Below are 12578 nucleotides of genomic sequence, written 5' to 3'. Positions count from 1 at the left end.
TCCGTCTTTAGAGGGTTGAGGGTGCCAGATCGGCAACGATCAGGGCAGCCAGGTCCTGGGCGCCCACGGCCACGCCGGCAGCGCCGGCCGCAAGCAGGACTTCACGACGGTCGGGGCGCGGGTCGTTGGGATCGACGAACCCGATGGCCCGGACCCCGGCGGCGCGGGCGGCCTGGATGCCGTGGTGGCTGTCATCGATCATAATCGAGCGTTCGGGCCGCGCGCCGAAGGCTGCGAGGCAATGGAGGACCAGATCGGGCGCCGGTTTTGGTCTGGCTACCATTTCGGCACTGAAGATATGGGGGGCAAAAATATCCCATAGCTCAAGCAGCCCCAGGCTCCTTTTAAGGCGGGCCATGGTGCTGTTGGAGGCAACGCATTTGGGGACATCGAGGGCCCGCAGCAGCGGTTCTATGCCGGCCATGGCCCGCAATTCCCGCGCAAACGCCGCATACACATCGGAATGCCAGTTCGAAAACAGAGTATCGAGCGCGCCGATGCCCGCCGCCTTGAAATAGAAGCGCAGATCGCTTTCGGACTTGCCGGTGAAGGTGCGATGGGCTTCTTCGGCGGTCATGGAAAGGCCGGCAGCACTGAGGGAATTGGCCAGCGTGCGGCTGGCGATCGGCTCACTGTCGATGAGCACGCCGTCGCAATCGAAAATGACGAGATCAAGCGGCCGGGTCATAGGCGGTTCACTCCCGCCATTCCATCAAGCACGGCAAAGCTCTGAAAGATCGCGGCGCTGGCGTTGGGGTCCTTGCGGTCGGACACAGCGACGAAATCGGCCTGCGCCTTCTGGGGCGAGAGCGAGAGAATGGCGTAGCCATGCTCGCGGCCGCTGGCGAATTTGAGATGCGGGTTTTCGGCCAACGCCGTCGCAATGCTTGCTTGGGATGGTCCATCGGAGGTGATCGACCCGGTCACAAATTCGGTGGCGAGGGTGGCACTTTCAGGATTTGCGAAATCCTCTTTGACGTCGGCGGCATAAAACGCATGCAGATCGCCACCGATAACCAGCGGATTGGCCGTGCCCGAGGCGCGGACCGAATCGAGCAGCCGGGTGCGGGCCGAGCGGTATCCGTCCCAGCCATCGAGGTTGTAGCCAGTTGCGTTTCCCGCCTTTGTGTCGCGTTCGGAGAGCAGCGTCTGCTGGGCGATGATCGTCCATTTGGCTTTCGAGGCATCGAGGGTTGCGTCGACCCAGGCTTCCTGCGCGTCGCCGAGCATGGTGCGCTGGGGCGGACCATCGGGGCCTTCGAGCGGCGCCGAGCGGTATTGGCGGGTGTCGAGCATGGCGATATCAAGCAACTGCCCGAACCCATGCCGGCCATAGATCTTGAAATTGGAAAAGTCGCGGCTGGCTAGGGGCGGAACGGGCATATGCTCGTACCAGGCCTGGTAGGCGGCAGCCCGCTGGCGCAGGAACTTGTCTCCACCTATGACATTGGGGGCGTCGTCATTGGCGTAGTTGTTGATGACCTCATGGTCGTCCCAGACGGCCAGCCAGGGGAAATTGGCGTGGGCCGCCTGCAGGTCGGGATCGGATTTGTACTGGGCATGGCGGTCGCGGTATTCGCCCAGAAGGGTTGGCGGCCAACCATTGCCGTGCCGGCGCACCAGATGGGCGCCGTAGCTGACTTCGTAGATATAATCGCCCAGATGAACGACGAGATCGAGGTCGCGTTGGGCCATGTCGCGATAAGCGCTGTAATAGCCCTGCTCATATTGCTGGCATGACGCAAAGGCGAAGGTGAAACGGTCGTTGGTCGCGTCAACCGAAGGCGCGGTGCGGGTGCGTCCGACCCGGCTTTCGGCATTGCCGCAGCGGAAGCGATAGAAATACCAGCGGTCGGCCTCAAGGCGGGCCCCCGCCACATGCACCGAGTGGCCCCAGTCCTGCACCGCCCGATAGATGCCGGAGCGCACCGGCCGCGAAAATGCTTCGTCCTCGGCCACTTCCCAGAAGACATCCATGGGGGAAATGGTGATTTCCGGGATCGGCGCGAAAGGATCGGCAAGCGGGACGGGCTCGACCGGAAAGATCAGCCGCGTCCAGAGGATGACGCCGTCGGGGGTCGGGCAGCCGGACGCCACGCCGAGCGCAAACGGATCGGTATCGAAAGTCTGCGCACGCGCGCTTCCAAGGCTTGGCCAAATAGCGGCGGCGGCCAGGCCGGTGCCGAGAAAAAGGCGGCGGTTCAATAAGGGCACGAAGGTCTCCACACAATTGCTGTCGGTTTTCAGGCCGAAAGGGCAAGCCGATCGCGGACCGACAGGGCGAGCACCGGATCGTCCGAGGTCAGATAGCCGGTGCGGCGCCCGAGCCAGAACGCGATGTCCTGTTCGGTATTGGGCACCCAGGCACCAAGGTGCTCAAGCGGCACGGTGGCGAGAACCGTATCCCAGTGTTCAGCGAGCAGGGATTTTTCGATGGCAATGATGTCGGCACGATCCAAAGCCGCCCGCAGCGTTTGCTCGAGGCCGAGCGTTTGGGCCGATTTGTGGTTGATTGAACAGAGCCGCGGAATGGCTGGCGCGGCAGCCTTGCAGGCGTCCAGCACCTCGAGGTTGAAGCTGGTCATATGGCTCCGGCCGGTCAGCCCGAACCGGGTCAGCGTAGCGGCAACCCGCTCGGGGAGGCCAGGATAAGGGACACCGGCTTCGTCGGATTTGAGTTCGACATGCAGATGGCAATTGCCTTCGGCCAGCACTTCAAGCACTTCGGCCAGGGTGGGCAGGGTATCGGGACTGTCCTTTAGACGCATCGTGCGGCGCTGTTGGGGGGTTACGAAGCGAACCTGCCCTGTTCCCTCCGCCGTGCGTTCGAGAGTGGCGTCATGGATCACCAGAAGTTCGCCCGCATCGGAAAGATGCACGTCAAATTCGACGGCATCCACGCCCGTGCCGAGCACGTTGCGAAATCCGGTGAGCGAATTTTCCGGCCAGAGATTGCGACCACCGCGATGGCCTACGATCTGAGTCATTTTGAGAACCTTTGGGTTGAAATTATTTTCCCGAATCCACCAGCCCTCTGGCGAACCAGCGCTGGAGGACGAGAATGACGAAAGTTGGGGGGAGCATGACGACAAACGAGGCTGCCATGGCGTAGCTCCACCACGCTGCGGGATCGTTTGGTCCGGGCATCAGGCCCTTGAGGGCGATGATGACGGTCATCATGTCCTTTTGCGTCGTGAACAGCAGGGGCCAGAGATACTGGTTCCAGCCATAGACAAAGAGGATGATGGCCAGCGCGGCGATGTTGGGGAGCGAAAGAGGCAGCAGGATATCGCGCAGGAATTTCATGGGCGTGGTGCCGTCGAGCTTGGCGGCCTCGCACAGATCTTCGGGCACGGTCATGAAAAATTGCCGGAACAGGAACACCGCCGTTGCCGACGCGATGAGCGGCAGCGTCAGGCCCGGATAGGTGTTGACCAGGTTCCAGTTAAAGCGTGCATCGACGGTGTATCCGGTGAGCATTTCGATCAGAAACGAGATGCCGGTTGTGTCCATCAACCAGCGGATCGGCCCGGCCACGTCGGCCACCGATTCATAGGTTGGCAGGATGCGCACCTCGACCGGCAGCATGAGCGACATGAAGATCAGCCAGAAGGCGGTCAGCCGGAAGGGAAACCGGAAATAGGTGATGGCAAAGCCGGCAAGGATCGACAGGATGATCTTGCCCACGACGATGCCGGTGGTCACGATCAGCGTGTTGAGGAAGGACTGCCCGAAATCGGCGGTTTCCCACGCAATGGCCAGGTTTTCAAAGAACATCTCCCCGGGCAGCACCGGCATCGGAACCTGCTGGATGGCCTGCCCGGTGTGCGAGCCGGCCACGAAGGCGAAATAGAGCGGCGCGCAAACGATGATCGCGCCGACGATCAGGATGATGTGGCAAATGACAGTGAGGGTGGGACTACGCTCGATCATGGCTAAACCTGATAGTTGACCTTGCGGTCCATGGCGCGGAACTGGAGCACGGTGAAGGTGACCGCGAGGATCATCAGGATCACCGACTGGGCGGCCGAAGAGCCCAGATTGAGCATGACGAAGCCATCCTGATAGACCTTGTAGACCAGCGTTGTGGTCGAGCCGGCAGGCCCGCCGCTGGTCACCGCATCGATGATCGGGAAGGTGTCGAAGAGCCCATAGACCATGTTGATGATGAACAGGTACATGATCGTGGGCGTGATGAGGGGCAGCGAGATGGTGAAGAACCGCTTGAGCTGGCCGGCGCCGTCGATGGCGGCTGCCTCGCGCAGGGATTGCGGCACGGCCAGCATGGCGGCCACGAGGAATATGTAATCGTAGCAGATGTGCTTCCAGACCGCCGAAATGGTGATCAGGATCAGCGCGTCGCCCGAGCGCAGGTTCGGGTCCCAGGGCAGGCCCATGGCGTGGATGCCCATGGCAACGGGGCCGACAGTCGGGTTGAACAGATAAGCCCAGATGGCGCCTGAGATCACCGGCGCAATGGCGTAGGGCAGCAACAGGATGCTGCGATAGGCGAAGCGGCCGCGAATGATGTGGTCGGTGGCAAAGGCCAGGGCCCCGGCCAATGCGAGCGTCGCGATGTTCTGGACGATGGTGAACCAGAAGGTCAGCCATGCGCTGTTGCGATAGGATTCGCTGGCGAACAGCTCCGTAAAGTTGCGCCAGCCGACAAACAGCGATTTGCCGCCGAAGGGATCGACCTGGACGAAAGCGAGCGAAAGCGCTTTCCAGGAGGGAATGAAAAAGAAAAACAAGAGGATGATCAGTTGCGGCGAGAGCAGCGCCGCGGCCAACCAGTGGTTCTTGAAATGCGCGCGCTTGAGGCCGTCTTCGCTGGACCGCATGAGCCTTTCGAACAGGCGGCGGGCGTCGAAGAGAGGGGTGCCTTTCGGCACCCCTGCGGAGATGAGGATGTCAGCTGCCGGCATGGAGCTGCTCGAACTGGCGCAGGATTTCGTTGCCACGGGCAACCGAGCTGTCCAGGGCTTCCTGTGCGGATTTCTGGTCGGTCCAGACCGCTTCGAGTTCCTCGAGCAGGACGGCCCACCACTGGTTGGAATTGCCAAACCGCATGCCGCGCGAGTTATCGGTCGGTTCGTGCCGGGTGAGCTGGAGCAACGCGATCTCGCGGGTCGGATGCTCCTCGAAGAAGCCCTGGTCGGCCATCAGCTCGTAGGCCGCGTTGGTGACCGGGATATAGCCGGTCTGTTCACTCCACCAGGCCTGGGTTTCGGGCTGGGCTACGAAGTCGATGAAGGCAGCCGCCGCCGCGTATTCCTCATCGGCCTTGCCCTGGAGAACCCAAAGGGCTGCGCCGCCGATGTTGGAATTGTGCGGCTCGACGCCAGCTTCGTGCGGCTGGAGGGTGGCGCTCCAGTTGAACTGGGCCTCTGCCTCGACGCCGGCATGGGAAGCCGTGGAGGCCGACCAGGTCGAACATGTGCCCGAGTTGAAAAGCTGGGCCGGCGACATGCCATTGCCCGAGAGCTGGATGATGCCGTCGTCGATCCAACGCTTGAGGCGCTCGACCTGCTGGACCACCGGGGTGGTGTTATAGACATATTCAGTGCCCAGCCCATCAAAGCCATTGGCTTGCGTCCCGAAGGGGTAGTCGTTGATTGTCGAATAGGCTTCGAGCAGGCTCCAGGGGAAATCGGAATTCAGCACCATGCCGCATTCGGAGATGCCCTGATCCTTGATGGCATAGAGCTGTTCTTCGAATTCGTCCCAGGTCTCGGCCGGTTTGTCGAAACCGGCGGCCTCGAAATGGTCGGCGTTGAACCACATGATGCCGGTCGAGGAGTTGAACGGCAGGGCCGCGGGTGCGCCATCGACCACATAGAAATCGGCGACCGGGGCAATAAAATCGCTCCAGTCGGTGTCATAGCCCTGTTCGGCCATCAGCTGGTTCACCGGAACCGCGGCGTTCGAATGGAGCATCGTGAGAAAGCTGCGTTCGGTGGCCTGGATGATGGTGGGATGCTGGCCGACGCGATAGGCGGCGATCATGGCGGCGAAGGTTTCTTCGTAATTGCCCTTGCGGACACCGACGACTTCAAAATCGTCCTGACTGGTGTTGAACTCGGCAATCATGTCCTGAATGGCCACTTCGATCTGGCCACCATTGGCGTACCACCATTCGATCGTCGTCTTGTCCTGGGCCAGAACGGGCAAAGCCACCACGGCAAGCGATCCCGCGAGGGCCGTCAGAGCGGCACCCCTGAAAATCGTGTTCATCGTCTTCGTCCTTGTTTCGATCCGCTTCTGAATGAAACGGGTTGAATTTCTCGCCGTTCGCGGCAATTGAAATCATGCCGCCTTGCGGTCGCTCGATACCGTTACGTTACATATGTTACGGTCGCGTGACATATGTAACAACGAGGGATGACGATGCAGGACGAGAGCGAAGACCTGATGGTTCAGGCGGCGTGGTACTATCATGTCGAGGGCATGACCCAGGCCAATATCGCGGCACGACTGAACCTGACGCGCCGGCGCGTCAACGAAATGCTGGCCCAGGCCCACGAAACCGGACTGGTTTCGGTGCATTTCAACTCCCCGCTCAGCCTGTGCGCCGAACTCGAAGCGCGGCTGTGCAACAGATTCGGGCTTGAGGCCGCTGTCGTTGTGCCCACCCCATCCGACCCGGCGCTCGTGCACAAGGTGCTGGGCAAGGCAACCGCCGACTATCTCACGCGGTTGATCAATGCCCGCAAGCCACGGACCATCGGACTGGGATGGGGCACCACCCTGCGCGAGACCATAATGTCGGCCCGGCCGCAGAATTTCGAAGAACTCGAAGTTTATTCGATCATGGGCGGGCTGACCCACGGCACCGAGATCAACACATTCGAAATCGTGCGCAGCTTTGCCGAGCGTTTCGGGGCCAGCGGCAATTATCTGGTCGCCCCGATCTATATGGACAGCGCCGAAGCCCGCGGGGCCATCGTTGCCCAGAACAGTTTCCGCAAGGCACTCGAGGCAATCTGCAACGCCGATGTGGGACTGGTCAGCGTCGGTGACGTGTCAGGCCGATCGCTTCAGGTTCGATACGGATTGCCCGAAGGGGTAACGCCCAACGATCTGGTGAACGCCGGCGCTGTAGGCGACGTCATCGGCCGCTATGTCGACAGCGAAGGGCGGCAGATCGACCACCCGCTCAACCACCAGGTGATGTCACCGGAACTCGGCGATTTCAGGAAAATCCCCACGCGCATCGTCGCCTCGGGCGGGGAGCACAAGCACACCATAATGCGCGCCGTCGTTGGAGCCGGGCACGTCAATGTCGTAGTCACCGATGCAGACTGCGCAACGCATCTTCTCGCTGATCGGGCAGAGATCTGACCGCGACAGTCGGCGCACCCCAAACGCCGGGCGTGACCCACCTTTTTCAAGCATATTCAGGCGCCTGGGGAAGAGCTAGAAAAAATGGAGCGGGTGAAGGGAATCGAACCCTCGTCGTAAGCTTGGGAAGCTTCTGCTCTACCATTGAGCTACACCCGCACGGCGCATCGGCGCTGAACGAGTGCTTGTGTGCTGCAAATCGGGCCGACCGTCAAGTCGCGTATACGAGCTCACTCCGGATGCCGGTCGATGGCTCCCAAAAAGTTTATCCTAGCGATATTTGAGTTGTTTTTCGCCATCACGCCGCCATCCACCGCGCGACCAGATGTTATCGATGCGGTAATTGCGGCAAAAAATCGTCATGCCGCTGTTGATATCGCCGGCTGGGGCGGTTAATATCATAAATCAACATTCTATTGTAGCGCGATGACCGGCCAGCCTCGACGTCGATTCTGGCGCGGTGTCTTTTTGTGCTCAGCAACTATATAACGAATACAGGGCGATATTTACAGTCGTTTACTGCAGATTTTCAACAAGGAGACTCATGGCAGTCAAGTTATCAGTGCGAAACGTCTTCAAGGTCTTCGGAGAGAAAACCGCCGACGCGCTCGAACTGCTCGATGCGGGCACGTCCAAGGAAGACATTCTCGAGCAGACGGGTGCCACGGTGGGTGTGCAGGATGCGAGTTTCGATGTGGGCGAAGGTGAAATCTTCGTCGTCATGGGACTCTCGGGTTCAGGCAAATCGACCCTGGTGCGCATGCTCAATGGCCTGATCCCGCCCACTTCGGGCTCGATCATGATTGACGGCGAGGACGTAGCGACCTGCTCGCAGGAGCAGCTTCGTCGGATCAGACGCGAAAAGATCACCATGGTGTTCCAGCATTTTGCGCTGTTTCCCCACTGGTCTGTCGCCGATAACGCCGCCTATGGCCTGAAGGTAAAGGGCGTAAAGCCCGCTGAGCGCCGCGAACGGGCACTCAAGTCTCTCGAGCAGGTTGGCCTTGCGGCCTGGGCCGACAGTCTGCCCTCAGAGCTTTCCGGCGGCATGCAGCAGCGCGTGGGGCTGGCTCGCGGGCTTGCAACCGGTCCAGAAGTGCTGCTCATGGACGAGCCGTTCGGTGCGCTCGACCCGCTGATCCGGCGCGAGATGCAGGACGAATTGCTGGCTCTTCAGAAGACGCTCAAAAAGACCATAGTGTTCATCACGCACGATCTCAACGAAGCACTGCTGCTGGGCGACAAGATCGCCATCATGAAAGACGGCAAATTCGTTCAGGTCGGCTCGGCGCAGGAGATCGTTTCCAACCCGGCAGATGATTATGTCGCCGCATTCGTCGCCGACATCGACAGGGGACGGGTGTTTACTGCCGAGGACGTCTCCAACGATCCCGCCTCGGTCAGGCTGGGCACGGACAATGCCGAGGACGCCATGCGCACCATGGAAGACCTCAACCGCAACGCGCTCTATGTGGTCGATGCCAAGGACAAGGTGGCGGGCATCGTCACCTATCAGGATTTGGCGGCGGCAACGCTCGACAATGGCATGCCCAATCCGGTGTTGGAGGATGTGATGCTTACCGAGTATCCCACCGCCGACGCGGACCAGCAGCTCAATGAACTTTACGGTTCGGCAAGCGCCGGATTGCCCATCGCGGTGACCGATGACAAGGATCGGCTCGTCGGCGTCGTCGAACCTCAGGACGTGTTCGCCCAGCTTTCGGGTGACCCCGAAGAGGCAGCACCCGATGCGCCCGTTCCAGCGCCCGAAACCTCTTCAGAAAAGGAGCGCACGAATGTTTAGTCCCGGCGACCTCCTCATCATCCCCTTCGACGACTGGATCAACGATTTCGTCCGCGGGTGGCTTGTACCCAATTTCCGGCCGGCCTTTCGCGCGGCCCAGGTGCCGATTACCATGGTACTCAACGCTCTGGACGATTTCTTCAATTTCGTGCCGATGCTCCTGACCACCGGCGCCTTTGCGCTGGCGGCATGGAAATGGGCCGGACGCGGCATGGCGATTTTCACGCTGATCGGCTTTGCCTTCATCGACATGATCGGGCTTTGGCCCGAGACCATGACGACGCTGGCCATGATCATAACCTCGGTGCTGTTCTGTGCCGTCATCGGCATCCCGGTCGGTATTCTGGCGGCGCGCAGCGACATGACCTGGAAGGTCGTGCGTCCGATCCTCGATATCATGCAGACCATTCCGTCGTTCGTTTATCTGGTGCCCATCGTCATGCTGTTTGGCGTGGGCATGGCGCCGGGCATCATCGCCACCATCATCTTTGCGCTGCCACCGATCATCCGGCTGACCAACCTTGGTATCCGCAATGTGCGCGGAGACCTGATCGAAGCGGCTCAGGCGTTCGGTTCGACCGGCTGGCAGATGCTTGTGGACCTGCAGATTCCGCTGGCGCTGCGCACGATCATGGCCGGTCTCAATCAGACCCTGATGCTGGCGCTCTCGATGGTGGTCATTGCCGCACTGATCGGTGCGGGCGGACTTGGCCTGGTGGTCAATACCGGGCTTGGACGCCTTGACGTCGGCGGCGCGACCGCGGGTGGCGTGGGGATCGTTATCCTCGCCATCGTTCTCGACCGCATTACGCAAGGGCTGGGCGAAAAGAACGCCGGCAACACCGTGTCCCTGCGGCAGGTGCTGTTCAATCTCATTCGCTTCAGGGGCACACGCCCCCTGGGCGAAACCAAGAAGGCGGCCTGAGGGGCCGCTTCCGATGACGCGGCGGCGCCATTTGCCGCCGCTTCTATCGCCTGGGCTCAATCTGCCCAGGCTTCCGCATGGCGGGCCAGGCCCCGTCCATCTGAAGACCAAAAGAAAGAGGAGACAGAAGCATCATGTTCAGTCTCAAAAACACTCTCGTATCCCTGACCGCTGTCGCCGTTCTGGGCACAGCACCGGTCGCCGCGATCGCCCAGGACAATCCTGGCGAAGGCGTCACCGTCAACATGGCGCAGGCGACATGGGATACCGGCTGGTTCCATGCCGAAATCTACCGCCAGCTCCTCCAGGAGCTCGGATATGAGGTTCCCCAGATCACCACGCTGGACAATCCCCCGTTCTACCAGTCGGTAGCGCAGGGGGACATGGATCTGTGGGTCAATGGCTGGTTCCCGCTGCACAACACCTATGAAGATACCTTCAGCCAGGGCGCTGAGCTTGTGGGTGCCGTTGCCGAAGGCGGGGCGCTGGAAGGCTATCTGGTGAACGCCTCGGCAATCGAGGAGTTCGGCATCACTTCGCTTGAAGATTTCAAGCGCGATGAAGTGAAGGAAGCCTTCGACCGCAATGGCGACGGCCTGGCGGACATGGTCGCCTGCCCTCCAGGCTGGGGCTGCGAGATCAACATAGAACACCATCTCGATGCCTATGATCTTCGCGATCACATCAACCCCATCAAGGCTGGCTACGCAGCTTCCATGGCCGATGCGGTCGCCGCCTATGAATCGGGCGAGAACATCCTGTTCTACACATGGACCCCGAACTGGACGGTCAATGAGCTGGTCCCAGGTGAAGACGTGATGTGGATCGAGGTGCCCGAGGTCGACCTTCCCGACATGAGCCTCGCCGACGCTGCGGTGCTCGATGGCGTGGAAGGGTGCGTCAATGATCCGTGCACGCTCGGGTTTCCGGCCAACGACATCAACCCGGTCGTCAATTCAGCGTTCCTGGGTGAAAATCCTGCGGTCGGCGCACTGCTCGAAGCCGTGGAAATTCCGCTCGGCGACATCTTTGCCCAGAACGCGGCGATGAACGCTGGCGACGACGACATCGAAGCCCAGGCCGCCCAGTGGATTGAAGACAATCGCGACGCTGTCGACGGCTGGCTCGACGCCGCCCGCGCCGCTTCGTAAGCGACGCTTTAGCGCTCAACAAAAAGAGAAGGCCGGGGTTCGCCCCGGCCTTTTTTTTGTTCAGGGATAGGATTTGAAGTGCTTGGAGAGTTTCAGGCTCTGGGCCTGATAGTTCGATCCGAGCGCCGAGCCGTAGAGCATCTCTGGCCGTTCGGCCATCTTCTCATAGATCAGACGCCCTATGGTCTGGCCGTGACCCAGAAGGAAAGGCACTTCGCGGCTGCGGACTTCAAGCACGGCGCGCGACCCGGTTCCACCGGCGGCCGAATGCCCGAAGCCGGGATCGAAAAAGCCGGCATAGTGGACACGAAACTCACCGACCAGCGGATCGAAGGGCACCATCTCGGCGGCATAATCGGGCGGCACGTGCACGCTCTCGCGCGAGACGAGAATATAGAACTCGTCGGGATCAAGGATCAGCTCGCCCGAGCCACGATTAACCAGAGGGTCCCAATAATCGAGGACATCGAGCGCGTTTTTCTTATCGACATCGACAACCGCCGTATGCCGCTTGGAGCGAAAGCCGATCAAGCCGTTGCGGCCCTCGCCGACCAGATCGATGGACAGCGAGACGCCCTCACCCACATCCATGTTGGGATCGAAAACCAGTGTCTGTTCGGCATGAAGCGCCTTGTGACCGGCGGCATCGAGGCGGGCGTCACCGACCCGGAACCGCATCTGGGACAGGCGCGAGCCAGTGCGCACCAGAACCGGGAAGGTGCGGGGGGAAATTTCGAGATAGAGCGCGCCCTTGTACCCGGCTGGGACGATATCGAAGCTGCGCGCTGCATCGGAAATGACGCGGGTAAAGATGTCGAGCCGTCCGGTGGAGGATTTTGGATTGGCCGAGGCGCTGACCGTTTCGGGCAGGTCGAGGCTTTCAAGGAGCGGCACGATATAAACGCAGCCCCGTTCGAGAACAGCGCCTTTCGTCAGGTCAATCTCGTGGAGCTTTAAGGTTTCGATCCGCTCGGTCACCGTCTTGCCCGGGCCGGGGAGAAAACTCGAGCGCACGCGGAAGGCGGTTTCGCCGAGCCGCAGATCGAGGCTCGCCGGTTGTATCTGATCGGGGTCGTAGGGCCGGCCGGCGCTGATCGCACCTTCATCGGACAAGTTCTGGATCAGCCTGGCGGAAAATACTCCGGTTGGCCAAGTGTTGCTCATATCCCCGTGCGCCTCATGCAAACCCTTTGCACTGGCTTACCAATTGAGGCGATTGACGCCAAGCGCCATTTGGGAGTAACTCAGTGCTGACTGCGCTGTGGTGCAGTTGGTGGTGATTTGGCCGGTCCGATTGCAGGCCACCTTAAAAAAGACTGCTAAAGTGACCAGTTCGAACCGGCCGCATCGCGCGCCG

12 protein-coding genes, 1 tRNA gene and 1 riboswitch are annotated in these 12578 nt (G+C 60.8%); of the genes, 5 read left to right on the top strand and 8 right to left on the bottom strand.

What is annotated here, in order from left to right:
• Positions 1–7: 7 nt before the first annotated feature.
• The 6 genes from KKY_RS01630 to KKY_RS01605 all read right to left on the bottom strand — a co-directional run bounded on the left by KKY_RS01630 (position 8) and on the right by KKY_RS01605 (position 6234).
• Entirely contained in the window at positions 8–688 is a 681-nt protein-coding gene (locus KKY_RS01630) for an HAD family hydrolase (RefSeq protein ID WP_014129533.1), read from the bottom strand.
• Positions 685–2214, bottom strand: a complete 1530-nt coding sequence (locus tag KKY_RS01625) for an alkaline phosphatase D family protein (RefSeq protein WP_014129532.1) — start codon at positions 2212–2214, stop codon at positions 685–687. Before KKY_RS01625 ends, KKY_RS01630 begins: the two co-directional genes overlap by 4 nt.
• A 29-nt stretch (positions 2215–2243) precedes the next feature.
• Positions 2244–2987 (bottom strand): glycerophosphodiester phosphodiesterase family protein, encoded by a 744-nt coding sequence (locus tag KKY_RS01620; RefSeq protein ID WP_014129531.1) that lies wholly within the window; start codon positions 2985–2987, stop codon positions 2244–2246.
• Between the two features lie 22 nt (positions 2988–3009).
• Complete coding sequence (locus KKY_RS01615; RefSeq protein ID WP_014129530.1) at positions 3010–3933, bottom strand: ABC transporter permease subunit; 924 nt, start codon at positions 3931–3933, stop codon at positions 3010–3012.
• A gap of 2 nt (positions 3934–3935) precedes the next feature.
• The gene (locus KKY_RS01610) at positions 3936–4841 is read right to left on the bottom strand and encodes an ABC transporter permease subunit (protein ID WP_041528980.1); all 906 of its coding nucleotides are present in this window, start codon (positions 4839–4841) and stop codon (positions 3936–3938) included.
• A gap of 70 nt (positions 4842–4911) precedes the next feature.
• The gene (locus tag KKY_RS01605) at positions 4912–6234 is read right to left on the bottom strand and encodes an extracellular solute-binding protein (RefSeq protein ID WP_014129528.1); all 1323 of its coding nucleotides are present in this window, start codon (positions 6232–6234) and stop codon (positions 4912–4914) included.
• A 153-nt stretch (positions 6235–6387) separates the two neighbouring features.
• On the opposite strand from KKY_RS01605, the gene KKY_RS01600 reads away from it, so the two are divergent.
• On the top strand, positions 6388–7341 hold the full coding sequence (locus tag KKY_RS01600) for a sugar-binding transcriptional regulator (protein ID WP_014129527.1): 954 nt from the start codon (positions 6388–6390) through the stop codon (positions 7339–7341).
• Positions 7342–7426: 85 nt separating this feature from the next.
• Here KKY_RS01600 and KKY_RS01595 read toward each other — a convergent pair.
• A tRNA-Gly gene (locus KKY_RS01595) sits at positions 7427–7500 on the bottom strand.
• A 90-nt stretch (positions 7501–7590) separates the two neighbouring features.
• Here KKY_RS01595 and KKY_RS20420 point away from each other — a divergent pair.
• From KKY_RS20420 to proX, 4 genes are all read left to right on the top strand, one after another.
• Complete coding sequence (locus KKY_RS20420; protein WP_158308043.1) at positions 7591–7737, top strand: hypothetical protein; 147 nt, start codon at positions 7591–7593, stop codon at positions 7735–7737.
• Between the two features lie 148 nt (positions 7738–7885).
• Entirely contained in the window at positions 7886–9145 is a 1260-nt protein-coding gene (locus KKY_RS01590) for a quaternary amine ABC transporter ATP-binding protein (RefSeq protein WP_014129525.1), read from the top strand.
• Complete coding sequence (locus KKY_RS01585) at positions 9138–10070, top strand: ABC transporter permease (RefSeq protein WP_014129524.1); 933 nt, start codon at positions 9138–9140, stop codon at positions 10068–10070. The genes KKY_RS01590 and KKY_RS01585 overlap by 8 nt, the downstream gene beginning before the upstream one ends.
• 134 nt (positions 10071–10204) lie before the next feature.
• On the top strand, positions 10205–11221 hold the full coding sequence (gene proX / locus KKY_RS01580; protein ID WP_014129523.1) for a glycine betaine/L-proline ABC transporter substrate-binding protein ProX: 1017 nt from the start codon (positions 10205–10207) through the stop codon (positions 11219–11221).
• Positions 11222–11281: 60 nt separating this feature from the next.
• Here the strand turns inward: proX and KKY_RS01575 are convergent, their stop codons facing one another.
• Complete coding sequence (locus tag KKY_RS01575; protein ID WP_014129522.1) at positions 11282–12385, bottom strand: 2'-deoxycytidine 5'-triphosphate deaminase; 1104 nt, start codon at positions 12383–12385, stop codon at positions 11282–11284.
• Positions 12386–12484: 99 nt separating this feature from the next.
• Positions 12485–12565: riboswitch (SAM riboswitch) on the top strand.
• The last annotated feature ends 13 nt before the right edge of the window (positions 12566–12578 follow it).

Source organism: Pelagibacterium halotolerans B2 (genome assembly GCF_000230555.1).
In the GTDB taxonomy this organism is placed as follows: Bacteria; Pseudomonadota; Alphaproteobacteria; order Rhizobiales; family Devosiaceae; genus Pelagibacterium; species Pelagibacterium halotolerans.
Note: the sequence above shows the minus strand (reverse complement) of the source record. Positions and strands in the feature narration are given on the sequence as shown.